Below are 23,600 nucleotides of genomic sequence, written 5' to 3'. Positions count from 1 at the left end.
GCGGCGCGGGCCCCCCGCGGGGGGGGGGCGGGCCGGGGGGCCCCCCCCGGCCCCCCCCGGGGGGGGGGCGGGGGGGGGGGGGGGGCCCCGGGGGGGCCCCCCCCCCCCCCCCCCCGGCTCCGGGCGTCCCCGGAGCCGGCCGTTCTCTTGGGTGACCGGGCTGCTGTCCCCTGCCGTCCGGTCACTCGTCCGGAGCGAGGTCCCACGACGCACGGCACGATCCGCACATCGCATCGCTCCGGCGAGCCACGCGTGGTTCTGTCGGGCCCGCCCCTGGCTGACACGGACACCGGTACCAACGGCGCGATCCCGGTTCCGGTCACGCGTCGTACGGGTGAGAAAGGATGCGTACGTCTGTACCTGTAACGGGGGTCCAGTACCGGTGGCCGGGGCGACGGGCCGGAGGGCCGACGGGCGGACCGGCCGTCGGGCGGGCCGATGGGCGGACCGGGCGGTCCGTCGGCCCGGATTCAGATCCGGCCGCGGCAGAGCTCCAGCAGGGTCATCGCGAGCGCGGTGCCCGGCTTGCCCAGGGCGTCCCTGTAGTGGCCGAGGATCTCCATCTCGCGGGAGAGATTCACGCGTCGGCCGCCCGAGGCGATCCGTTCCTGCTGGATGACGGCCGACACGGCCATCCGTTCCTGGACCAGGCCGATGATCCGATCGTCGAGCGCGTCGATCCGCTCGCGTGCACCGGTGATCACGCCGGCGGCCTCGGCGGTGCGGGCGCCGGTCTTCTCGGTCCTCGTGGCTTCGGTGGTGGTGCTCATGTCGGGGGCTCCTCGTCGGACGGTGCGGAGTACCCCGGGGTGCCATGGTCCGAAAACGCCAGGCGCCCCGGACCTTGTCGGCCCGGGGCGCCTGGGAAGTTGCTTGTCAGTGGCTCAAGCAGCACGACCATGGCAGCCGGTGGGCCGGTTGCCATAGGTAAAGAGGAAGGTCGGGTGCGTGAGCATGGTTCCAGTATGCCGCGCGGTTCCCGGCCGTCCAACACGGATCGCATGCTGAGACGGACCTGTCGCGCGGTGCGGTTGCGCGGTGCTGTCGCGCGAGCTCCGGGAGTGAGGGGGAGGGCAGGCGCGTGCCTCCCGGTAGAATTGGGAGGCACCAGACTCCGCCCCACCGCCGGAAGGCACCTCGTGTCATCAGCGACTTCCGCTGCCCACGCGCCCGACACCGTCCTGGTCGTCGATTTCGGCGCGCAGTACGCCCAGCTCATCGCCCGCCGTGTCCGTGAGGCCCGGGTCTACAGCGAGATCGTGCCGAGCACCATGCCGGTCGCGGAGATCCTCGCCAAGAACCCGGCGGCGATCATCCTCTCCGGCGGCCCCTCGTCCGTGTACACCGAGGGCGCTCCCACCGTCGACCGCGCACTTTTCGAGGCCGGCGTCCCGGTCTTCGGCATGTGCTACGGCTTCCAGCTCATGGCTCAGAGCCTCGGCGGCCAGGTGGACAACACCGGCTCCCGTGAGTACGGCCGTACCGGACTGCACGTCTCCAAGTCGGCCTCCACCCTCTTCGAGGGCACCCCGGAGGAGCAGGAGGTGTGGATGTCGCACGGCGACGCCTGCTCCGCCGCTCCCGAGGGCTTCGCCGTCACGGCGTCCACGGACGTCGTCCCGGTCGCCGCCTTCGAGGACGACGTCAAGAAGCTCTACGGCGTCCAGTACCACCCCGAGGTCATGCACTCCACGTACGGGCAGCAGGTGCTGGAGCACTTCCTGTACCGGGGCGCCGGCCTGAGCCCGGACTGGACCACGGGCAACGTCATCGAGGAGCAGGTCGCCGCCATCCGCGAGCAGGTCGGTGACCGGCGCGCCATCTGCGGCCTCTCCGGCGGAGTGGACTCCGCCGTCGCCGCGGCCCTCGTCCAGAAGGCCATCGGTTCCCAGCTGACCTGCGTGTACGTCGACCACGGTCTGATGCGCAAGGGCGAGACCGAGCAGGTCGAGAAGGACTTCGTGGCCGCGACCGGCGTCCAGCTGAAGGTCGTCGACGCGTCGGAGCGGTTCCTGGCCGCGCTCAAGGGCGTCTCGGACCCCGAGGAGAAGCGGAAGATCATCGGCCGCGAGTTCATCCGGGTCTTCGAGCAGGCCCAGGCCGAGATCATCGCGGACGCGGGCCCGGCCGTGGAGTTCCTGGTCCAGGGCACCCTCTACCCGGACGTCGTCGAGTCCGGCGGCGGCAGCGGCACCGCCAACATCAAGTCGCACCACAACGTCGGCGGACTCCCCGAGGACCTCGAGTTCCAGCTGATCGAGCCGCTGCGCCAGCTGTTCAAGGACGAGGTCCGGAGGGTCGGCCAGGAGCTCGGCCTGCCCGACGAGATCGTCCAGCGCCAGCCGTTCCCCGGCCCCGGGCTCGGCATCCGTATCGTCGGCGAGGTGACCAAGGAGCGGCTCGACCTGCTGCGCGAGGCCGACGCCATCGCCCGCGAGGAGCTGACCGCGGCCGGTCTCGACCGGGACATCTGGCAGTGCCCGGTGGTCCTGCTCGCGGACGTGCGGTCCGTCGGCGTCCAGGGCGACGGCCGGACCTACGGCCACCCGGTCGTCCTGCGGCCCGTCTCCTCCGAGGACGCCATGACCGCGGACTGGTCGCGGCTGCCGTACGACGTCCTCGCGAAGATCTCGACCCGCATCACCAACGAGGTGCGGGACGTCAACCGTGTCGTCCTCGACGTGACGTCCAAGCCGCCGGGGACCATCGAGTGGGAGTAGTGCCCGGCGGGGAGCAGCGGCCGGCGGGGAGTGCTTCCCGCCAGGTCCTGCCCGTCCCATCGGCCCTGCCCGTCCTTGTCAGGCCCGCTTGAGCGTGCGCACCGGCTCACCGGGCTTCCAGACCTGGAGCACGAGATACGTCTCGTCCTCCACGTAGGTTCGTACGACCTCCGTCAACTCGGTGCGGAAGAGGTGGAACGGCTCCGGCGGTTCCACCTCTTCGGTGTACCTGTGCCGGGTGTCCTCGTCCTCGACCTCGAACGCCCGTCCGCTGATCCGGACGTCCCCGCCGCCCATGCCCGTGCCCGGGCCGGGGTTCGCCTGGAGCGCGAAGCGCGGGTCGCGGCGCAGGTCGAACGCCTTGAACGAGTCCGGCATCATGCCGAGCCACAGCTCGCCGCCCAGGAAACGCACCTCCAGACCGGTGGTGCGCGGCGCCCCGTCCTTGCGCAGGGTGGCGAGGACGTGGTGGGTGTACGCGACGAAGCGTTCCTCCACGGTCTTCGCGAGTTCGGGTTCGGCGGTGGTGAAGGCCCCCCAGTTCGTGTTCATGGGCCGAGTGTGGCGTGAATACCGGACGTCTTGTGTCGGGTATCCGCCGACTCCACCGGACGGGGGTCCTCCGGATGGCGGCTTCCGGAGGGCGGCTTTCGGGAAGTGGCCCTGAAGGTCTCGGGAAGGAGGCCTTCGACCGAGGATGCCTTCGGCCGGCACGGCGGGCACCGTACGGAGCGAGGGTGTCGGCTTTGTCACGTCACACCGGATCTTTACGGAATCGATCTGTCGCCCATGGCTGCACGACGGTAACTTCCGCACCATGCGACCCCCCTTGCAGGAGGACTTATGCACGGGCAGACCCCGCCCCCGCTTCTGCCGTTGCCCACCGACCGGCTGCGGTTCGCCATGCCGCCCATGCACGAGTCGGTCGAGGACGAGCGCCGGCACCGCAAGGAGCGGCTCGCGGGCGCGCTGCGGCTGTTCGGGCGGCTCGGCTTCGAGGACGGGGTCTCCGGACACATCACCGCACGCGATCCCGAGTTCTCGGACTGTTTCTGGGTCAATCCGTTCGGAATGCCCTTCCGGCACGTCACCGTGAGCGACCTGGTACTGGTCAACCGGGAGGGCCGGGTCGTCCAGGGCGGCCACCACGTCAACCAGGCGGCGTTCACCGTGCACGCGCAGGTGCACACGGCGCGGCCCGACGTCGTCGCGGTCGCCCACTGCCACTCGGTCCACGGCCGTGCGCTCGCCGCCCTCGGCGACCTGCTCGACCCGATCACCCAGGAGAGCTGCGCGTTCTACGAGGACCACGCCCTCTACAACACCTACAGCGGTGTCACCGTCGACGCGGACGAGGGCAGGCGCATCGCGGCCGCGCTCGGCTCCCACAAGGCGTTGGTGCTGCGCAATCACGGGCTGCTCACCGTGGGCGACTCGGTGGACGCGGCGGCCTGGTGGTTCGTGTCCATGGAACGCTCCTGCCAGGTGCAGCTCAGCGCGAAGGCGGCGGGCCGGCCCGTCCTGATCGACCACCGGCAGGCGGTGGCGACACGGGAGCAACTGGGTGGGGACCTGGTGGCCTGGATCAACTACCAGCCGATGTGGCAGGACATCAGCCGAAGTGAGCCCGACCTGCTGAGCTGACCGGAGCGACCAGGGGTTGGGGGAAACCCGCCCTGCCGGACGATATCGGCCATAAGGTAATTCTTGCTGCCGGGTCAACACGATGCCTCGGGCGTCACTCCCCCTGACCGGACCTGCCGGGCGGAGAGGGGTGGACGTAGGGCACAATTCGCTGTCATTGCAGGGGAGTTGCGTGCACCGGTGCAGGTGGCCGGGAACGTGACCGGGATCGTGAACGTGCATGTGGATGCGGGGAAGGCGGGCTTCGGGCGTGGCGGTGCAGGAGGCGAGACAGGGCGGCGCGGACGCGGGCGCCCACGAGGGCGGCTGCGCCTGCGGGGACTGTCCGCACGGAGTGCGTGAGGGGCATCGGCGCGCGGTCGCCGCGTTCCTGCTGAAACGCGAGGAGTTCGCGGCCGGACACGGGCTGCCCGCGGCGGTGGCCCACTCGGCCTCCGCCTCCCGCCAGTGGGTCTCGGAGGAACTGGCGCAGGCCGCCGAACTCGTCGCCCGGCGCGGCCGGGCCGAGGGCACGGCCTGGCTGGCACGCCTGTGGCGCCGGACGGCGGTGGTGGTGTGGTCGGCGGTCGTCCTGCTGCTCCTGGGCCAGGCGCTCACGGCGATCGGTCCGGGGTGGAGCGCCGCCCGCACGGCCGGACTGCTGGCCGCGCTGGTGGTCGCCGGTGCGCTGACCGCGGCCTCGTGGTTCCACCGAGCGCGCGGCGGGATCCTGGCCCCGGTGATCGGGGAGGACAACCGCCTCTCCACCTCCCGCGCGGTGGCGGCCGCCTGGGTCCTCTTCCTGGCCTACGCGGTCCTGGTCCTGGTCGGACAACTGGCCGTCGCCTCCGGGCACCGGGAGCGTGACGCGCTGATCGCGGGACTGGAACTCGCCCGCGGTGCGGGGGTGGTGACCGTCCTCGCCGTGGTGTGCGGGATCGCCGTGGTGGTACGGCGGGTGGTCGGACTTCGGGTGCAGGGGCAACGGCTGCAGAAGGTGCGTGCGGACCGGCCCCGGGCGGCCGATCTGCTGACCGACGACGCGGGCCGCGGCGGCTTCGCCGACATCCAGTACGTCGTGATCAGCGGCGTCGCGCTGGCGTTCGCGGCGGTGCGGCTGGCACGGCGGCCGGACCAACTGCCGGACCTGCCCTGGGGACTGGCCGTGGTGGTGCTGGTGTCGGCGGCGACCTATCTCGCCGGGAAGTACGCGGAGGGTGGCCGGCCGGTGATCCTTTCGGTGGTGCGGGCACGGGAGGCCGGCGACCTGGACGCGCCGATCCGGACCGGCGACGACATCGAGATCCGCGGGGCCGGCTTCGTCCCGCTGGGCGCCCAGGGAGCCGATCGGCTGGCCCGGATGGTCGTCCGGGTGGGGGCCGTGCACGTCCACGTGCCGCTGGTGCCGGTGGCCGGGGGCTTCGACAACCCGACGGACGCCCTGCTGACGGTTCCGGTCCCGGCGGACGTGGAACCGGGACGGGTCGAGGTTCAGGTCGTCACGGCAGCCGGGGTGGAGACGAACCGGTACGCGATCGACGTGACGGACTAGAGGCATCCTTCCGCCGCTGTCCGGCGAACGTCCGAAAAAATCCGAGCGGTCTTGGATTGATCCGCTGTTGATTGTCGTACGTATGGTCTGTTGAGGGGGGCTCGGTACGGCGGCGAGAGGCGACAGACGGCGATGACTCACGGTATGCGAGCGGATACGTACAGCCCTCACCTCGAAGGCGACAGAGACTGGCGGGACACCGCCACTCGGTACGCCCTCCTTCCTCTGCGAATCTTTCTGGGCGTCACCTTCATCTACGCGGGGATCGACAAACTCACCGACAGCGCGTTCATGAAGGACGCCGGGGCCGGGTCGATCGGCGACATGATGCGGGCCGTCCGCGATTCCTCGGCCATTCCCGCACTGGTCGACATGTCCCTGGAGAATCCCGTCGCCTTCGGTTACGCCATTGCCCTCGGCGAGTTGGCCGTCGGGATCGGAACCCTGATCGGTCTGCTCACCCGGGTGGCCGCCCTCGGCGGTGCGCTGATCTCCCTCAGCCTGTGGCTGACCGTGAGCTGGGCCGCCGAGCCCTACTACTACGGCAACGACCTCCCTTACCTCATGGCCTGGACTCCGCTGCTGCTCGCAGGCGCCCCCCTCCTCTCCGTGGACGCCGCCCTACGGTCGCGACGGCGCCGGCGGGTGGGGGACCACCGGTAGGACCCCGCTCCTCGAACGGGCGGGCCCGGCGGGTCCGCCCGTCCGTCCCGGCGGGGCGGGCCGCCCGCATCGGGCCCGGCCCGCCTTCCCGCCCACCCCATCGGCCAGGCCGCCTCGTCGGCCGGCCCCGCCAAGTCACCCCCCATCAGGTCACCCCGCCAGGCCGGGTTCTCAGGCGGGCGACTTGGCCCGGGTCTCCCGAGCGTCGGAGCGTTTGTGCCGCCGTATCAGTCCCGTCACCGCGGACACCGATCCGGCCAGGCACAGACCGCCCGCGACGACGGGGATCACGACGAACCACGGTGTCTCCCAGGCGCCGTTCGCGTCGCCCGCGTAGAGCACGGCGGCGAGGGTCAGGAAGAGCCCGGAGAGCAGCCTGCCGGGCTGGAACTCATGACGTAGCACGACTCACCTCCGCCTGTCCCGCGCCGACGTGGATGTCCAGCTCGAGCGTCCCCGTCTTCTCGGCGCCCGCGGCAGGCCGCAGGGTCACCTCCTCGTGCTTGCCCGGTGCCACGTCCACGTCCTTCTGCTTGTCGCCGGGAAGCTGGATGTCGCCCACTCCCACGTCGACGCTGAGCTTCACGGTCACGCCCTCGGGCACGATCACGTGGATGCGGCCCACGCCGACGTTCGCCCGGGTCGACACGGTCTCCCCCTCGGGTATCCGCACCCCGGACAGATCCAGGGTGCCGGTGCCGGTGCCCAAGTCGTAGGCCGGCCGTATCTGCGCGACCGAGGCCGGCTCCCAGGCGGTGCGCATCCACTCGGTGCCGATGTCCTTGGGCACGGCCGAGGAGGCGGCGAGCAGCCCCGCGGTGATGACCGCCAGGAGGATCGACCCCGCTCCGGTACGGCCCAGGAAAGCACTGACCGCCAGGCCGAGGCCGAAGACGGCGAGCGCACCCGCGAGACCGGTCTGCAGGCTGGTGCCGAGCGGCTGCTCCTGCCAGGTCAGGCCTGTGCCCAGGCCGGCCGCGAGCAGAGCGAGCAGGAAGATCCAGCCGCCGATCCAGCGGGGACCGCGCGGCTTCGCCGCCCGGTGCCGGGTGGGCGAGTCGCCGCGGGCGGAGGAGTGGGGATCGAGTCTGACGTCGATCCTGGAGGCGATGTCCGGATCCCGGGAGTCCCGGGGTCCCCACAGATAGCCCGTGCCGCCGATGTGCGTACCGTCCTTGACGATGGGGTCGCGCCACCAGGAGGAGAAGGCGGCGGGAACAGGCGGGGCCTGGGGCTCCGGCGGGGCGTCGGCGACGGCCTGGGCGGCGAGGGGGTCGGGGCTGGGGGTACCGCGCTGCCGCGACCAGTACCCGGCCCCGGCGAGCAGCAGGGAGAGCATCACGGCGAAGCTCAGCACCCCGCCGTTGTTCAGCATGGTGAGGAAGACACCGCAGCCGACCAGCGCGAAGAGTATGGCCGCCAGCGTGTGGCCGTCGACCCGGCCGGTCAGCAGCCTGCGGATCTCGTTCTCCTCCTCGCCCTCGTACGGGACGAGGAGCCAGGCGAAGCCGTAGAAGATGAGGCCGACGCCACCGGTGGCGGAGAGCACCGCCAGCGTGATGCGGAAGATCACCGGGTCCATGTCGCACTGCCGGCCGAGCCCGGAGCACACTCCGCCGAGCATCTGGTGCCGGCGGTCGCGCCGGAAACGGTGCGGCGGCTCGGGCACGGGTGCCTCGCCGGGAGGGTGCGGAGCTCCGGCGGAGGCGGTCTCCCCGGCCGCCGTACCGCCTGCCGCGCCCGAGGCGGACGCGGCATCCCGAGGCCCGGCGCCCTGGGAAGGGCGCGGGCCGGAGCCGGGTCCCGGACCCGTCGCGGCGTGCTGGTGATCTGTCATGAGTCCATGGTGACGGGCGAGCCGCCGCGACGGCAGTCGGGACGACCCTGGCCGGACCCTGATATCGGCCCTGAGGGGTGGCCGGGGAGCGTTCGAGGAGCCGGACCCCGGGAGATCAGGGGAGTCTCCGGGACCGACCCTGATGCCGCGGAACCAGGGGCCGTGTGACCATCATTGGCATGTCGGAAGCCGCAGCAGCGCCACTCGCAGAGCCGCGGCCGCCGCGCAAGCTCTACCGCAGCAGTGACGGACGCTGGCTCGGTGGTGTGGCGCGGGGGCTCGCCGGACACCTCGGGCTGCCCGTGATCTGGGTACGGCTCGTCTTCGTAGGCCTGTTCATGGCCGACGGCCTGGGCGCACTGCTGTACGCCGCCTTCTGGTTCTTCGTACCCCTCGGGGTCGGCGGCGTGGACGCGCAGAAGCCGCCCACGCCGGTCGCGACCGAGAGCTCGCCGGACGGCCGGCGCAGACTCGTCACCCGCAGACCGGACAAGGGCCAGATCGTCGCCCTGCTCCTCATGGTCGTCGTGGCCATGGTCTTCGTCGGCAATGTGAACCTGTCCAACGGCGCCAGGGCCTACCTCTGGCCGACCGTGCTCGTCGGCGCGGGCGTCGCCCTGGTCTGGCGGCAGGCTGACAACGCGCGCCGGGCCCGCTGGGTCGAGGTCGGCAGCCGCCGCCGCACGGTCACCCTGCTGCGGGCCGGCGCCGGCGTACTGCTGGTGACGGCCGGTGTGTCGGGCATCTTCGTCCTCCGGGGCTCCGGCGCCCACCTCGCGTCGGTGCTGCAGGCGGCCCTCGCGGTCCTCGTCGGGATCACGCTCCTCGCCGGTCCCTACCTCGTGCGTATGACCCAGGACCTCTCCGAGGAACGGCTGATGCGCATCCGCGCCCAGGAGCGCGCCGAGGTCGCCGCCCACGTCCACGACTCGGTGCTGCACACCCTCACCCTGATCCAGCGCAACGCCGACAGTCCGGGCGAGGTGCGCCGGCTCGCCCGCGCCCAGGAGCGCGACCTGCGCACCTGGCTCTACAAACCCGAGGGCACCGGCAAGGACGAGGCGGACGAGCCCACCACCCTCGCCGACGCCGTACGGCGCAATGCCGCGGAGGTGGAGGACAAGCACGGCGTCCCCATCGAGGTCGTCGTCGTCGGCGACTGCCCGCTCGACGAGAAGACCGGCCCGCAGATGCAGGCCGCGCGCGAAGCGATGGTGAACGCGGCCAAGTACGGTGGCGAGGGGGGTGCCGTACAGGTCTACGCCGAAGTCGAGGGAAGGACGGTCTTCGTGTCCGTCCGGGACCGCGGCCCCGGCTTCGACCTCGACTCGATACCCGCCGACCGCATGGGTGTCAGAGAATCGATCATCGGCCGCATGGAGCGCCACGGCGGCACGGCGCGGCTGCGCGCGGTGCCGGACGGCGGCACGGAGGTCGAACTGGAGATGGAGAGGGCGGAGAACACGTCATGAGCGAGCCGAACGAGCCGACCGAGCCGAACGGAACGGCGGGACCGGCTGCCCAGGCCGCCGGGTCCGCGCAGCCCACCGGCGGCGCCGGACGCCATGTGCGTGTCGTCCTCGTCGACGACCACCGCATGTTCCGCACGGGCGTCCAGGCCGAGATCGGACAGACCGAACAGACCGGCGTCGAGGTGGTCGGCGAGGCCGCGGACGTCGACCAGGCGGTCACGGTCATCACCGCGACCCGGCCCGAAGTCGTCCTCCTCGACGTGCACCTGCCCGGTGGCGGCGGTGTGGAAGTGCTCCGGCGCTGCGCCCCGCTGATGGGCAACACCGAGCAGCCGGTCCGTTTCCTCGCGCTGTCCGTCTCGGACGCGGCGGAGGACGTGATCGGCGTGATCAGGGGCGGCGCCCGCGGATACGTGACCAAGACGATCACCGGGGCCGACCTGGTCGACTCGGTGTTCCGGGTCCAGGAGGGCGACGCCGTCTTCTCCCCCCGCCTGGCCGGCTTCGTCCTCGACGCCTTCGCCTCGACCGACGCCCCGCCGGTGGACGAGGACCTCGACCGCCTCACCCAGCGCGAGCGCGAGGTGCTGCGGCTGATCGCCCGGGGATACGCGTACAAGGAGATCGCCAAGCAGCTCTTCATCTCGGTGAAGACGGTCGAGTCCCATGTCTCGGCCGTCCTCAGGAAACTCCAGCTCTCCAACCGCCACGAACTGACCCGCTGGGCCACGGCGCGCCGTCTGGTGTGACCGGCTCGTACGGCTTCATGTCCGTGAGCCGGTGAGCCCGGCCGTCAGGCCACCCGGGTGGCTCCCGCGAAGGGCATCTCGGTGAGCGGGGCGACGCGGACCGAGGAACCGGAGTTCGGGGCGTGGATCATCTGCCCGTTGCCGATGTAGAGGCCGACGTGGGTGATGCCGGAGTAGAAGAAGACCAGGTCGCCGGGGCGGAGTTCGGAGCGTGCGACGCGGCGGCCGGCGTTGATCTGGGCGTAGGTCGTGCGGGGCAGGGACACGCCCGCCGAGCGGTACGCGGCCTGGACGAGGCCCGAGCAGTCGAAGGTGTTCGGGCCGGTGGCGCCCCAGACGTAGGGGCTGCCGAGCTTCTGGTGGGCGTAGGAGACGGCGTCGGCGGCTCGGGGGCCGGGCGCCTGGGAAGTGACCGAGCCCGGGGAGGAGCCGGGGGCGGCCGGGCCGGTGCGGTCCGTGCCGCCGTCGGTGAGTTCCGTGCGCTGCTCGGGTGTCAGCCGGGACAGCAGACGGCGTGCGGCGTCCAGCTTGCCGGTGACCGTCTTCTTGTGCCGCTTCAGCTCCGACTGACGGGACGTCAGTGAGGTGAGTTCGAGGCGGGCGGCACCGCGCAGTTGCTCGATCTCGCGGAGCTGCTCGCGTACGCGTCCCACGGCCGCGTTCTGTCGGCTGCCCGCCCGCTCGGCGAACGCGGCGCCGTCCAGATAGCCGTCGGGGTCGTCCGAGAGGACGAGTTGCAGCGCGGGGTCGAGGCCGCCACTGCGGTACTGCGCCGCCGCGACCGACCCCAGCGCCGCTCGTGCGGAGTTGAGCCGGTCCTCCTCGCGTGCGGCCTCGTCCTGCAGGTCGTGCAGCCGCTGCCCGGCCGACTCCGCCTTCTCCTTCGCACCGTTGTACTTCTCGGTGGCGGCCTCCGCCTCCTGGAACAGCTTGTCGGCCTCGGCCTTGACCTGTCCCGGTGTCAGCTGAGGCTCGGCGTGCCCCGTCCCGTCGAATCCGGTCGCGGTGGCCGCGCCGGCGAGGGCGAGAGTGACGGCCCTGCGGGTCCTGCCGCCGCCCATCAGGAGCTGTCTGGGCTTGCGGTGTGCTGCCACGTGGACTCCACGTCCTTTCCCGACGACCGCCCGGTCCGTGCGCACGGCCGGCCGGATGGCTCGGCCGCCGCGCCTTCGGGCGGTGGTGTCCGGCTGCCGCCCCTGGTCCGGGCGGCGGTGGGGAGCCGGTCACCTGGTGGAGGACGCTATTCCGGGCCCGGACGGCCTGGTGACGGGTTGATCGGAAATGACGGGAGCGGATCGTTGGGTGAGCGCGGGAGATCGAAGGTGCGGGCCGCGGCCGTCGCCTTCCGTCAGCGCGATGATCAAAGCGCCGAATGAGAGGCGGGGCGGTGGGCCCGAGTGCTATGCGGCGCGCCGGGTCAGGAGACCGCGGGCCGGGGCGGTGTCGGGTGGCGGGCGGGGGCCTCGTTAGGCTCCGGCCTCATGGACGTACTCATCCACCTCTTCGTCGGCCTGCACATCATCGGCATCGCGTCGCTCCTCGGTGGCTTCCTCACCCAGATGAAGGCGATGGGCCAGGGCACCGCGCGCTTCGTTCCCGCCATGCTGCACGGTGCGCTGACGATGCTGGTCACCGGTGTGGTCCTGGTCGGGCTGAACCAGGCACAGGACTATTCCGTCGACAACATCAAGATCGGCGTCAAGCTGGCCCTGCTGATCGTGATCCTCGGCCTGGTCTACGTGAAGCGGGACGACGAGAAGGTGGACAAGAGCCTGTTCGGCCTCGTCGGCCTGCTGACCACGGCGAACATCTTCATCGCCGTGCTGTGGACCTGACGGGTTCCCGCACGGGCCCGGACGTGATCGCGGCCCGCGCCGAGGTCACCGCACCGACGGCGACCACCAGCCAGACGGCCACCGCGACCCACAGCAGCACACGCCCCGGGCCCTCGAGCCACGGGACGCCGACGGCGGCGGACGCGGACAGCGTCGCCGCCGCCGTCATGCCCAGAGGGAACACGGTCGCCCAGCGCCGCGCGTCGTACCGCGGCCGCGGCCGGACGGCCTCGCCGACCAGCAGCACGCCGTACCAGGCCAGGTCGAGCACCAGCAGGCCGACGGTCATCACGCGAAGGACACCGTGGTCGTCGTCGTTCCACAGATACAGCCGGGCGCTGTCGGCGGCGAGCAGCTCCGCCCCGGCGAGCGCCGAGATGGCGATCGCACCGCCCGCGACCCAGTGGTCCCCGGCCCCCCCGGTCACCTGCCGCAGGTCGAAGCGGGACAGGGCGAGGACGTAGAGCACCAGCCCGAACCAGAACAGCACCAGCGCCACCCGCGCGAGCCAGGCCGCCGACTCGGCCGCGGCGAGCGTCGCGGCCAGGACGGCGAGCCCCTGCGTGGCCACGCAGCACAGGAACACCGATCCGGGCATGCGCGGGCGCCGGCGTCGTACGGCCAGGACGAGCAGCGCCGGCCAGAGCACCGTGGCCAGCGCGAGCAGTGCCCCGGCGAGCGCGTCGTGGCCCAGCGCGGACACCCGTGTGCCGAGCACGGCCGTCGCGGCGACCGCGGTGAGCGCCCCCGGAGTCTCCGCCTCCGACACCCATCGCTCCCGTTCCCGCAGCAGCCGCAGGGTGAACTCCGCCGCCAGGCCCAGCCAGGCGGCGCAGGCGAGCACGAGGAAGATCAGCGAGAGGATCTCCCACCCCGCCAGATGCAGGGCCACCGACACGATGCCGGTCGCCATCACGGCGGCGCCGGCCGCCGGGGAACGCTGTGCCCACCAGGCGCGGAAGGGGGAGGAGGGGAGGGCGGGAGGGGCGGGCATGGGCCGATATTAGAAGAGCCCGCCGCGCCGGAAGGGTTCACCGCGCGGTGACCGGCCGGTCACCGTACGAGTGGCGTCATCCCATGGAGTACGGGACCGCACCGGGTCGCATCCCACCGCATCCGCACCGCACCGTATGCACACCGCACCAGGACGTGTCCCGGCCGTGCCCGGCGTCCGTCAGGCCGGGCGGACCACGCTGTGGATCGACGACTCGCCGTCGTAGAAGATCGACTCCTCGCGGACGTAGGTGCCGGGCTTCGGCGCGTGGATCATCATGCCGTTGCCGACGTAGATGCCCACATGAGTGATGTCGTCGTAGAAGAAGACGAGGTCACCGGGCTGGGCCTGGGACACCGCGATCGTGGTGCCGGCCTCGACCTGGTCGTAGGTGGTGCGGGGGAGGGAGACGCCGGCGGCCTTCCACGCGCCCTGGGTCAGGCCCGAGCAGTCGTAGGAGCCGGGACCGGTGGCACCCCAGACGTAGGGCTTGCCGATCTGCGCGCGGGCGAAGGCGAGGGCCTTCTCGGCCTTGGCCGTGTACGAGGAGTCCGTCGGGGCCGACGGCGTGGTCGACGTGGAGCCCGAGGAGCCGGAGGAGTCGGAAGTGCCGGAGGAGCCGCTCTCCGCCTGCCGCTGTTGCCCCGCCTCCTCCTCGGCCTCCTGCTGTTCCGCCTGCTGCCGGGCGAGCTCGGCGGCCTTGCGGGCGGCCTCTTCCTGCTTCTTCTCCTCGGCCGCCGCGAGCCGCGCCTTCTCCTCGGCGGTCAGTTTCGACATCAGCTCACGCGCGGTGCCGAGCTTCTTCTGGACCGTGGCCTTGGCGGTCTTCAGGTCGTCCTGCGAGTCGGTGAGCGTCGCGAGGCTCTCGGTGGCCTCCTTGCGCTTCTCCATCGTCTCGGACTGCTGGGTGACGTAGTCGTCGACCGCCGCCTTCTGGCGGCCGGTCATCCGGTCCATCAGCTGGTTCCGGTCGAAGAAGTCCTGCGGGGAGTCCGCGAGGAGGAAGGTCGCCGTGTCGGGGACGCCGGCACCGGTCCGGTACTGGGCGGCGGCGAAGGAACCCAGTTCCTCCCGCGCCTCGTTGAGCGTCTGGGTGCGCTTGGCCACGTCGTCGAGGAGGGTGTCGACGCGCTTGCGCTGCTTCGAGGTCTTCTCCTTGGCCGCGTTGTACTTCTCGGTCGCCGACTCCGCCTGGCGGTACAGGTCGTCGACCTTCTTCTCCACTTCCTCCAGGCTCGGCCGGTCGTCGTCCGAGGGTGCGGCGTCGGCCGTCTGGGAGAGGAGGGCGACGGAGGTGAGGGCCGCCGTGGCGAGAGCGGGGGTCCGTATGCCGGCCACGCGCGTACCCGGGGTGCGCGACTTGCGGTGCGACGCCAAGGGGGGACGACTCCTTCCAACGTTCCGCCGCGGGGAGCGGCAGGGGCTCCCCGGCCATCCTGGCCCCAGGGAGATTCGGGAGGGGTGCGGGTGGATGGGCCGGAAGGGCTGCCCTACGGCTGCTCCGGGGAGGGAGCGGGCCGATTCACCCCGGGTTCCCGGTGGGTCCCCGGTTCCGGCTGCCGCGGCGGCAGTGACGGATTCGGCGGAGGCCGCTCGCCCGGCGAGGTTCGCCGGTGGGGGTCGCACGGCCCGCCCGAACCGTAGCCAACTCATGTGCCTCGTGTGAAGGTTGATGGGTGATATGCCCGATACATTTTCGTGACCTTCTTCGTCACGTCACCCAGGGTGAGGGGGCGGTCCTCGAGGGTGGATGCGCGTCCGGACACCGGACGCGGGGCGGCGGCGGTCGCCGGAATACGGGGATGTTCCCGGGGTGGCCGCGGGTTGTCAGCGGGGCGCCCTAGACTCGGAGGGCGATGAGCAGCCTCTTTGACGACAGCTTCCTGGCGGACCTCCAGGCCCGGCGCGGCCCCGCGGACGAACCTCCGCCGCCACCCGAGGACGATCATGTACCGGAACAGGTTCCGGACGATCTGTTCGGCGGGAAGTTCGACGTGCCACCGGACCGGGACACCCACTACCGCGACGGCGCCCCGCGCCCGGTGCTGGACCCCGCGGCCCTCCTGGAAGGGCTGAACGAGAACCAGCGCGCCGCCGTCGCGCACTCCGGCTCTCCCCTGCTCATCGTGGCCGGCGCCGGCTCCGGAAAGACCCGCGTGCTCACGCACCGCATCGCGTACCTGCTCGCCGCGCGGAGCGTCCATCCGGGCCAGATCCTCGCGATCACCTTCACCAACAAGGCCGCCGGCGAGATGAAGGAGCGCGTCGAGCAGCTCGTCGGCCCGCGCGCGGGCGCGATGTGGGTGATGACGTTCCACAGTGCCTGTGTGCGCATCCTGCGCCGCGAGAGCAAGAAGCTCGGCTTCACGTCGTCGTTCTCCATCTACGACGCCGCCGACTCCAAGCGCCTGATGGCCCTGGTCTGCCGCGACCTGGACCTCGACCCGAAGCGCTTCCCGCCCAAGTCCTTCAGCGCCAAGATCAGCAACCTGAAGAACGAGCTGATCGACGAGGAGGACTTCGCCGCACAGGCGGGCGACGGTTTCGAGAAGACCCTCGCCCAGGCCTACGCGCTCTACCAGTCGCGGCTGCGCGAGGCCAACGCGCTCGACTTCGACGACCTGATCATGACCACGGTGAACCTGCTCCGGGCCTTCCCGGACGTCGCCGAGCACTACCGCCGCCGTTTCCGGCACGTCCTCGTGGACGAGTACCAGGACACCAACCACGCCCAGTATGCCCTTGTGCGCGAACTCGTCGGCACCGGCGAGGCACCGCCGGGCGCGGACGCCCTGCCGCCCGCCGAGCTGTGCGTGGTGGGCGACGCAGACCAGTCGATCTACGCCTTCCGCGGCGCGACCATCCGCAACATCCTCCAGTTCGAGGAGGACTACCCGAACGCGACGACGATCCTGCTGGAGCAGAACTACCGCTCCACGCAGACGATCCTCAGCGCCGCCAACGCCGTCATCGAGCGCAACGAGTCCCGCCGTCCCAAGAACCTGTGGACCAACGCGGGCACCGGCGCGCAGATCACCGGATACGTCGCCGACACCGAGCACGACGAGGCCCAGTTCGTCTCCGACGAGATAGACCGCCTCACGGACGCGGGCAAGGCCAAGGCCGGAGACGTCGCCGTCTTCTACCGCACCAACGCCCAGTCCCGTGTCTTCGAAGAGGTCTTCATCCGGGTCGGCCTGCCCTACAAGGTCGTCGGCGGTGTCCGCTTCTACGAGCGCAAGGAGGTCCGGGACGTCCTGGCCTACCTGCGGGTGCTCGCCAACCCCGAGGACTCGGTGCCGCTGCGCCGCATCCTCAATGTCCCCAAGCGGGGCATCGGCGACCGCGCGGAGGCCATGATCGACGCCCTCTCCCAGCGGGAGAAGATCAGTTTCCCCCAGGCCCTGAAGCGCGTCGACGAGGCGTACGGCATGGCCGCGCGCTCCACGAACGCGGTCAAGCGGTTCAACACGCTGATGGAGGACCTCCGTACGATCGTCGAGTCCGGCGCGGGACCGGCGACCGTCCTGGAGGCGGTCCTGGAACGTACGGGCTACCTCGCCGAGTTGCAGGCGTCCACCGACCCGCAGGACGAGACCCGGATCGAGAACCTCCAGGAACTCGCCGCCGTCGCCCTGGAGTTCGAGCAGGAGCGCGGCGAGGGCGCAGTGACATCAGGGGTTACCGCCCCGGGGGGCACGCTGGCCGACTTCCTGGAGCAGGTCGCACTGGTCGCCGACTCCGACCAGATCCCCGACGAGGACGAGGACGGTTCCGGCGTCATCACCCTGATGACCCTGCACACCGCCAAGGGCCTGGAGTTCCCGGTCGTCTTCCTGACCGGCATGGAGGACGGCGTCTTCCCGCACATGCGTGCCCTGGGGGAGACCAAGGAACTGGAGGAGGAGCGGCGCCTGGCGTACGTCGGCATCACGCGCGCGCGTGAGCGGCTGTATCTCACCCGGTCCACGCTGCGCAGCGCCTGGGGACAGCCGTCGTACAACCCGCCTTCACGTTTCCTGGAGGAGATCCCGGCCACCCACCTGGAGTGGAAGCGGACGGGTGCGACCGCGCCCGTGTCCTCCGGACCGGTGTCCGGGGTGGCGGCCTCGCTGTCGTCGTCCCGGTCCCGCTCGTCGGCGTCGGGCGCGTCCGGCTTCGCCACGCGCCGGGCCGCCGAGAAGCCGGTGGTGTCGCTGGCGGTCGGGGACCGGGTCACGCACGACCAGTTCGGGCTCGGCACCGTCGTCGCGATGAAGGGCACGGGCGGCAACGCCGAGGCGATGATCGACTTCGGGGACACCAAACCGAAGCGGCTGCTGCTGCGGTACGCGCCGGTCGAGAAGCTGTAACCGGGAGCCCGGCACGCCCGGAGCCCTCGCCGCCACGGAGCGGCGAGGGCTCCGGGCGATGCACAAGGTGAGACGGGGGAGGAGCGTCTGCCCCGGGACGGGCCGACGGCCGGACGGTTCTACGACGGCTCGAGGCCGTGGCTGCGGAACCACGCCAGGGGGTCGATCGCCGATCCGCCGGCCGGGCGGACCTCGAAGTGGAGGTGCGGGCCGGTCGAGTTGCCCGAGTTGCCCGAGAACGCGATCGGCTGGCCGGCCTTCACCGTCGTGCCGGAGGGGACCTGGTAGCTGGAGAGGTGGCAGTACCAGGTCTCCGTGCCGTCCATCGCCGTCACGATCATCATGTTGCCGTAGGCGCTGTTGTACTGGGTGCGGACCGTACCATCGGTCGCGGCCATCACCGTCGCACCGTACGAGACGGGGAAGTCGACACCGGTGTGCACGGACATCCAGTTGATGCCGGACTGGCCGTAGTAGGCGCTGAGGCCGTGCTGCGCGACGGGGAGCGCGAACTTCGGACGCAGCCGCTCCTGGCGGGCGGCCTCCTCGGCCGCCGCCTTGCGGTCGGCCACCTGCTGAGCCTTCAGGTCGATACGTTCCTGGGTACGGCTGGCCCGGTCGGCGAAATCGCCCGCCCCGGCAGAAAGGCTCTCGAGCTGGGTGTCGAGCTGGTTGTTGGCCACGGCGGGCTGTACCGGCTGCGTGTCCGCGGCGGCCTTCGTGGTCTCCTGACCGCCGCCTTCTTCCGCGAGATCACCGACCGAGGCCGCCGCGATGCCGGCGACACCCATGACGCACGCCGAGGGCACGGCCACCGTCAGCAGCGCGGAGCGCTTGGCGGGCGTACGGCGGCGGGAACGGGACCCGCCACGCGACGCCGCGCGTGGCGCGGGGACCGGGACCGACTCCTCCTGCTCGTCGAGCAGAGGGGCCACCGCGGGCAGCTCACCGGTGTCGTCCGAGGCGTCCTGAGGGGGCCTGTACGGATCGTCGTGGACGTTCTCGTAGGGGTCCGGCTCGTGCGGCTCCCGCCCGTAGGCCTCCTGACCGTAGGAGTCGCGGTCGGAGTCACCGGACTCCTGCGCGGAGGCCTGGGAATCGAAGGTGGGGGAGCCAGGGGCCTGCGAATCGAGGCCCGAGGCGGGGGAGACGGTGTCCGCCTGTGGAGCGGGATGCTGTTCGAACGTGGCCGTGGCCTGCTGGTCGAAGGGCACGGCCTGGTGTTCGTAGGGGTCCGCGTAGGCGTCCGGGACTGGTGCGACCGCGCTGCCGTCGGAGTTCCACTGCGCGGCGTCGTAGGCGCCGGTGTCGAAGGTCTGGGTGCCCCAGTACCACTGCTGGGTCGGATCGGCGGCACTCTGGGCCTGGTCGGGTTGGAGCCACGCGCCGGAGTCCCACTGGCCGCTCGCGTCGGGTGCCGCGGCCTGGTGCGGCACCTCCGGTGCCTGCTGCTGCCCGGTGGTCCAGGCGGTTGCGTCGTAGCCGCCGGTGTCGTAGCCGCCCTGCTGCTGGGCCGCGTACGCGTCGTAGTGCGCGGTGTCGCGGCCTGCGGCGGACCAGGTTCCGGTGGTGGTTCCGGTGGCGTACGCCCCCTGGTCGTGGCCGTTGCCGGGAAGGTCGGCGAAGAGGGGGTCGGCGGAGAAGGCCGTGGCGGCGTGGCCACCGGTTTCCGGGCCCGTGAGGGCGAAACCGTTGGCGTCGTAGCCGCCGTACATGGTGAAGTCGCCGTACTGGGCTTCCGGGGTGCCGTACGACGCGTAGTGCGCCGACGGGGCGTCGGAAGCCGGGGCCGGGGCCATGGTCCCCGACGGGTGACGGTCGTTCACCAACTTCTCTTTCGCCTCGACAACAGGGGCTGCCAGAGCAGTGCGGCGACTGTACCCGGCGGTATGCGGGCGCGACAATCTTCTGCAGGTTTCACGCGCGCAGGAAACGGGCATTCGGTTGTGTTTTGGCGGCGGTTAGGCACGGTCTTGGTTTTGTGTTCGAAACCTGTTCGAGATTTGTTGGGGTTCACGCCCTCAAGTCGGGCGGGCGGGACTGTCGTTGTTCGGGTGAGCACGCGATGTCGCCGTGGTGGTCGAGGGCGGACGAGTCGGGCGTGTCGGGCCGGGGCGAGAGGTGAGGGCGGGCTGCGTCAGGCCGTCCGCGCGCGACCGGTGGTCGGTTCCCCGGGATGCGCCGTGTCCAGTGCCTGCCGTATGCCGGAGGCCACCGCGGGGTGCACGGGCAGGGCGAGGTGGCCGACGCCGCTCACCTGCACGTTCTGCGCGATGAGGTCCTGGTGCTCGATGCGGGCCGCTTCCAGCGGGTCCATGATGTGGTCGAGGTCGCTCCAGAAGGCGACGAAGTGCGTGCGGCAGCCGGGCGCGGGGCGGGCGAGTTCCTCGATCACGGGTGAACCGGGGCGCATCTGGCGCACGATCGGGTGCGCGTTGGCCAGCGGCGCGACGCGGGTGCCGGAATGCGGGGTGCCCAGCGTCACCAGGGTCCGTACGCGGCTGTCACCGCCCAGGCGCTGCACGTAGTACCGCCCGATCAGCCCTCCGAGGCTGTGCCCGACGACATCGACCCGGCTGCTGCCGGTGCGCTCGCACACTTCCTCGATGTGCCGTCCCAGCAGTTCGGCCGCGACGCGTATGTCGCACGTCAGCGGAGAGTAGTTGAGCGACTCGATCCGCTGCCTGCCGTGCTGGGCGAGGCTGCGGCGCAGCAGCACGAAAACCGAGCGGTTGTCGATGAATCCGTGCAGCAGCACGACCGGGGGCCGGGCCTCCGTCGGCAGCTTCGCGGTGCCCTCCGGCGCGGGGGGTTCGGGGAGCGTGTCCCGCCGCTCCTGCGCCATGCCGACGGGATAGAGGAGGGCGTGGCCCGCGAGGATCGCGAGCTCCAGGGCGGTGGCTTTCAGCAGGGCGGTGGAGAGAACCGCCGGCCGGTTGGGCGCCAGTCGCCGGCAGAGCGGCAGAAAGGGGAGTGCTGCCTCCGTGACCTTCATGGCCGACCTCCTGTCGGCACGCGGAGGGACAGCTCTGTCCCCCGTGTGCCCTCATGGGGCATCACGACGAAAGCGGTCGACGCCGCGCGCGGCAGGCGCTTGGTGCGGCCGCGGTGCACGGCGACCTCGTCGCGAAATCCCTTATGCGCATGTTCCCACTGATGCCCGTGTGATGCATGGGCGCGAGGTTCGGATCCCGAGGTCCCGGAACGGTGCGCAGTGAACGTGTCCCTTTGTGTGATTTCCCCCTCGGTCCGCACCGCGAAACCGCCGGTTGCGGGATGCTGGCGATAACGTTCGTTCACTTCCCCGGCCGGTTCGGGCGGGGGCGCCCGTACCGCGGTGGCCCTGTCGGCGCAGTGGGCGGCGGAGTGTGCGGTGCTCGTGAGGGGTACCGGACGGCTGATGTGTGCGGTATGTGTCGGTACGGATGGATGGAGGCGCTTCATGGAGGCAGTGATGGGTGTGGCAGCCGGTCCGATCCGCGTGGTGGTGGCCAAGCCGGGGCTCGACGGCCACGATCGCGGGGCCAAGGTGATCGCGCGCGCCCTGCGCGACGCCGGTATGGAGGTCATCTACACCGGGCTCCATCAGACCCCCGAGCAGGTCGTCGACACCGCGATCCAGGAGGACGCCGACGCGATCGGCCTGTCCATCCTGTCCGGCGCGCACAACACGCTCTTCGCGGCGGTGATCGACCTGCTCAAGGAGCGGGACGCGGCGGACATCCTGGTCTTCGGCGGCGGGATCATCCCCGAGGCGGACATCGCACCGCTGAAGGAGAAGGGCGTCGCGGCGATCTTCACTCCGGGAGCGACGACCGCGTCGATCGTGGACTGGGTCCGCGCGACCGTACGGCAGCCCGCGGAGGCGTAGGGCCTGTCGTCCGGATCAGGCCGGGCTCGCGGGGCCCGGCACCGCGCCTCGGCACACTGCTGCCGGCCCCCGGGGGCCCTGCCTCGTGAGGGTGCGCGGGTCCGGGTTCGGGGTTCGGCGGGCTGTGCCGGGAAAGCGTGTCAGGGCTGGGCGGCCGGGTTCAGTTCCGCCAGCATCGCGGCACGCAGGCGCAGCGTGCTGACCAGCCGCTGGAACGCCTCCGACCAGTAGCCGCCGGCACCCGGTGAGGCGTCCTCCGCCTCGTCGGGTACGGCCAGGAGCGCATCGAGGCGGCCCGCCTCCAAGGGCTCGAGGCAGCGCTCGGCCAGGCCCATGACACCGCTGAAGCTCCAGGGGTAATTCCCCGCGTCCCGTGCGATGTTGAGCGCGTCCACCACGGCCCGCCCGAGCGGCGGCGCCCATGGCACCGCACACACACCGAGCAGTTGGAACGCGTCCGGCAGGCCGTGTGTCCCGATGAACCCGGCCACCCACTCCGCCCGGTCGGCGGCAGCCAGCGTGCCGAGGAGCTTGGCGCGCTCGGCCAGGGACACCGCCCCCGGGCCACCCGCCTCCGCGGCGGAGGGCTCGCCGAGCAGCGCCTGTGCCCACTCGGCGTCCCGCTGGCGCACCGCCGCGCGGCACCAGGCCGCGTGCAGCTCGCTCCGCCAGTCGTCCCCGACCGGCAGGGCCACGATCTGCTGCGGCGTACGCCCGCCGAGCCGGCGCGACCACGTACCCAGAGGCGCTGACTCCACCAACTGCCCCAGCCACCAAGACCGTTCGCCCCGGCCGGCGGGAGCCTTGGCCACCACGCCGTCCCGCTCCATGCCCGCGTCGCACTCGTGCGGCGCCTCGACCGTGAGCATGGGCGCGTCCCCCGTGTGGTCCACGGCCACGCAGGCCCCCGCCCGGACCGCCATACGCTGCGCGAAGGCCGAGCCGGGCAACGCCGACAGCAACTCGGCGGCCGTCGCCCGTACATTGCGGCTGCGGTCGCCGAGCGACTGCTCCAGGAACGGCTCGTCGTCCGGGCCCAGGCGGGCGCGCAGCGAGTCGAGGAACATCAGCCGGTCCTCGGCCCGCTCCGTCGCCCAGGTCGTCGCGAGCAGTTCGCGTGCGGCGGCGGGCTCACGGGAGCGCAGCGAGGAGAGCAGGGCGACCCGCTGCGCGAAGAGACCCTCCTGCCAGAGCCGCAGGACTCTCTCCGTGTCCCCGGGCCCCGGCAGCGACGTGTCCCCGCCCGGTGCCGAGCGCAGGGCGAACCGCCAGTCCGGGTTGAGGCGGGCCAGCCACAGGCCTCGCGGTCCCGCGAACCGCAGGGCCGCCGGCCGCAGATCCGTACGCCCCCGCGCGGCGTCGAGCAGGGCGGGCAGCGCCGGCGGGGGCGCCGCGAAACCGTGGGCGTTCGCTGCCGCGAGCCACTGGGGCAGCAGCTCCAGCAGGTCCGGGGCCGCGCCCCGGCGGCCACCGCCGGAGGCGCCGGAGCGGTCGGTGAGCAGCATCGTCAGCCGGCGGGCGGCGGCGGGCGGCAGCCCGGGACGCGGGTCCTCGGGCGCCGGCCGCGGACGCTCGGCCGCCCCGGCGGGGCACAGCCCGGCCCGCCGCCGTACGGTCGCCACGGCCGCTGCGTCCAGCAGGGCCGCCGGGGCGTTCGCACCGGATGCGGAGCCCGCCGGAGTGCGGCGATCCGTCCCCAGCAGAGCGGTGGTCACGAGGTCCTCCCAGACGTCCGGGAGGGACGAGGCCGACGAGTCTGACAAGGCCGACGAGGCCGACGGGTTCGACGGGTTCGATACGCCCGAGGTGTCCGCCGAGCCCGCGGTGTGCGAGACCGGGCCGGAGGGGGCGGTGCCGTGCGGGCCGGGCGGTGCCGCGGCGGTGACGGTCCTGTTCATGAGATTCCTTTCCGGCGGGTGTCCGCGAGCGGCC

The 23,600-nt window shown here is 71.8% G+C and carries 19 protein-coding genes; 9 read left to right on the top strand and 10 right to left on the bottom strand.

The window, feature by feature from the left end; genetic code table 11:
• Positions 1-470: 470 nt before the first annotated feature.
• Entirely contained in the window at positions 471-770 is a 300-nt protein-coding gene (locus tag ACIF80_RS03150) for a chorismate mutase (protein ID WP_399798665.1), read from the bottom strand.
• Between the two features lie 369 nt (positions 771-1,139).
• Here ACIF80_RS03150 and guaA point away from each other — a divergent pair, with 369 nt between their 5' ends.
• Positions 1,140-2,720: a glutamine-hydrolyzing GMP synthase gene (gene guaA / locus ACIF80_RS03145; protein WP_399798662.1), complete on the top strand. Its 1,581-nt coding sequence runs from the start codon at positions 1,140-1,142 to the stop codon at positions 2,718-2,720.
• A gap of 78 nt (positions 2,721-2,798) precedes the next feature.
• Here the strand turns inward: guaA and ACIF80_RS03140 are convergent, their stop codons facing one another.
• Positions 2,799-3,272, bottom strand: a complete 474-nt coding sequence (locus ACIF80_RS03140; RefSeq protein ID WP_399798659.1) for a pyridoxamine 5'-phosphate oxidase family protein — start codon at positions 3,270-3,272, stop codon at positions 2,799-2,801.
• A 291-nt stretch (positions 3,273-3,563) separates the two neighbouring features.
• Between ACIF80_RS03140 and ACIF80_RS03135 the strand changes: the two genes are divergently transcribed.
• The 3 genes from ACIF80_RS03135 to ACIF80_RS03125 all read left to right on the top strand — a co-directional run bounded on the left by ACIF80_RS03135 (position 3,564) and on the right by ACIF80_RS03125 (position 6,558).
• Positions 3,564-4,364, top strand: a complete 801-nt coding sequence (locus tag ACIF80_RS03135) for a class II aldolase/adducin family protein (RefSeq protein WP_399798656.1) — start codon at positions 3,564-3,566, stop codon at positions 4,362-4,364.
• Positions 4,365-4,614: 250 nt separating this feature from the next.
• Positions 4,615-5,895 (top strand): hypothetical protein, encoded by a 1,281-nt coding sequence (locus ACIF80_RS03130; RefSeq protein WP_399798653.1) that lies wholly within the window; start codon positions 4,615-4,617, stop codon positions 5,893-5,895.
• A gap of 132 nt (positions 5,896-6,027) precedes the next feature.
• Complete coding sequence (locus ACIF80_RS03125; RefSeq protein WP_399798651.1) at positions 6,028-6,558, top strand: DoxX family protein; 531 nt, start codon at positions 6,028-6,030, stop codon at positions 6,556-6,558.
• Positions 6,559-6,729: 171 nt separating this feature from the next.
• Here ACIF80_RS03125 and ACIF80_RS03120 read toward each other — a convergent pair whose 3' ends face one another.
• Both ACIF80_RS03120 and ACIF80_RS03115 read right to left on the bottom strand, forming a co-directional pair.
• Positions 6,730-6,963, bottom strand: coding sequence for a hypothetical protein (locus tag ACIF80_RS03120; protein ID WP_399798648.1), 234 nt, complete (start codon positions 6,961-6,963; stop codon positions 6,730-6,732).
• Positions 6,950-8,395, bottom strand: a complete 1,446-nt coding sequence (locus tag ACIF80_RS03115; protein WP_399798646.1) for a PspC domain-containing protein — start codon at positions 8,393-8,395, stop codon at positions 6,950-6,952. Before ACIF80_RS03115 ends, ACIF80_RS03120 begins: the two co-directional genes overlap by 14 nt.
• Positions 8,396-8,574: 179 nt before the next feature.
• Here ACIF80_RS03115 and ACIF80_RS03110 point away from each other — a divergent pair, with 179 nt between their 5' ends.
• A complete protein-coding gene (locus ACIF80_RS03110) occupies positions 8,575-9,867 on the top strand; it encodes a PspC domain-containing protein (RefSeq protein ID WP_399798643.1) in 1,293 nt (430 codons plus the stop codon).
• Positions 9,864-10,616, top strand: a complete 753-nt coding sequence (locus ACIF80_RS03105) for a LuxR C-terminal-related transcriptional regulator (RefSeq protein WP_399798640.1) — start codon at positions 9,864-9,866, stop codon at positions 10,614-10,616. Before ACIF80_RS03110 ends, ACIF80_RS03105 begins: the two co-directional genes overlap by 4 nt.
• A gap of 44 nt (positions 10,617-10,660) precedes the next feature.
• Here ACIF80_RS03105 and ACIF80_RS03100 read toward each other — a convergent pair whose 3' ends face one another.
• Entirely contained in the window at positions 10,661-11,710 is a 1,050-nt protein-coding gene (locus tag ACIF80_RS03100; protein WP_399798638.1) for an NlpC/P60 family protein, read from the bottom strand.
• A gap of 387 nt (positions 11,711-12,097) precedes the next feature.
• On the opposite strand from ACIF80_RS03100, the gene ACIF80_RS03095 reads away from it, so the two are divergent.
• Positions 12,098-12,451, top strand: a complete 354-nt coding sequence (locus ACIF80_RS03095; protein WP_055609795.1) for a hypothetical protein — start codon at positions 12,098-12,100, stop codon at positions 12,449-12,451.
• On the opposite strand, the gene ACIF80_RS03090 is transcribed toward ACIF80_RS03095, so the two are convergent.
• Together ACIF80_RS03090 and ACIF80_RS03085 are read right to left on the bottom strand one after the other, a co-directional pair.
• Entirely contained in the window at positions 12,429-13,445 is a 1,017-nt protein-coding gene (locus ACIF80_RS03090; protein ID WP_399798634.1) for a tellurite resistance/C4-dicarboxylate transporter family protein, read from the bottom strand. The two genes, ACIF80_RS03095 and ACIF80_RS03090, sit on opposite strands and share 23 nt — an antisense overlap.
• Before the next feature lie 180 nt (positions 13,446-13,625).
• Positions 13,626-14,822: an NlpC/P60 family protein gene (locus tag ACIF80_RS03085; RefSeq protein ID WP_399798633.1), complete on the bottom strand. Its 1,197-nt coding sequence runs from the start codon at positions 14,820-14,822 to the stop codon at positions 13,626-13,628.
• A gap of 479 nt (positions 14,823-15,301) precedes the next feature.
• Between ACIF80_RS03085 and pcrA the strand changes: the two genes are divergently transcribed.
• Positions 15,302-17,797, top strand: a complete 2,496-nt coding sequence (gene pcrA, locus ACIF80_RS03080; protein WP_399798630.1) for a DNA helicase PcrA — start codon at positions 15,302-15,304, stop codon at positions 17,795-17,797.
• Positions 17,798-17,916: 119 nt separating this feature from the next.
• Here pcrA and ACIF80_RS03075 read toward each other — a convergent pair whose 3' ends face one another.
• Both ACIF80_RS03075 and ACIF80_RS03070 read right to left on the bottom strand, forming a co-directional pair.
• Entirely contained in the window at positions 17,917-19,737 is a 1,821-nt protein-coding gene (locus tag ACIF80_RS03075; RefSeq protein WP_399798628.1) for a peptidoglycan DD-metalloendopeptidase family protein, read from the bottom strand.
• 197 nt (positions 19,738-19,934) lie between these two features.
• A complete protein-coding gene (locus tag ACIF80_RS03070; RefSeq protein WP_399798625.1) occupies positions 19,935-20,792 on the bottom strand; it encodes an esterase/lipase family protein in 858 nt (285 codons plus the stop codon).
• Positions 20,793-21,251: 459 nt separating this feature from the next.
• Here ACIF80_RS03070 and ACIF80_RS03065 point away from each other — a divergent pair, with 459 nt between their 5' ends.
• Positions 21,252-21,668: a cobalamin B12-binding domain-containing protein gene (locus tag ACIF80_RS03065; RefSeq protein ID WP_042165276.1), complete on the top strand. Its 417-nt coding sequence runs from the start codon at positions 21,252-21,254 to the stop codon at positions 21,666-21,668.
• Between the two features lie 140 nt (positions 21,669-21,808).
• Here the strand turns inward: ACIF80_RS03065 and ACIF80_RS03060 are convergent, their stop codons facing one another.
• A complete protein-coding gene (locus ACIF80_RS03060; protein ID WP_399798622.1) occupies positions 21,809-23,566 on the bottom strand; it encodes a DUF5691 domain-containing protein in 1,758 nt (585 codons plus the stop codon).
• Positions 23,567-23,600: the final 34 nt, after the last annotated feature.

Source organism: Streptomyces sp. NPDC085927 (assembly GCF_044540975.1).
Taxonomy (GTDB): domain Bacteria; phylum Actinomycetota; class Actinomycetes; order Streptomycetales; family Streptomycetaceae; genus Streptomyces; species Streptomyces hirsutus.
This window is presented reverse-complemented; position numbering and strand designations above follow the sequence as displayed.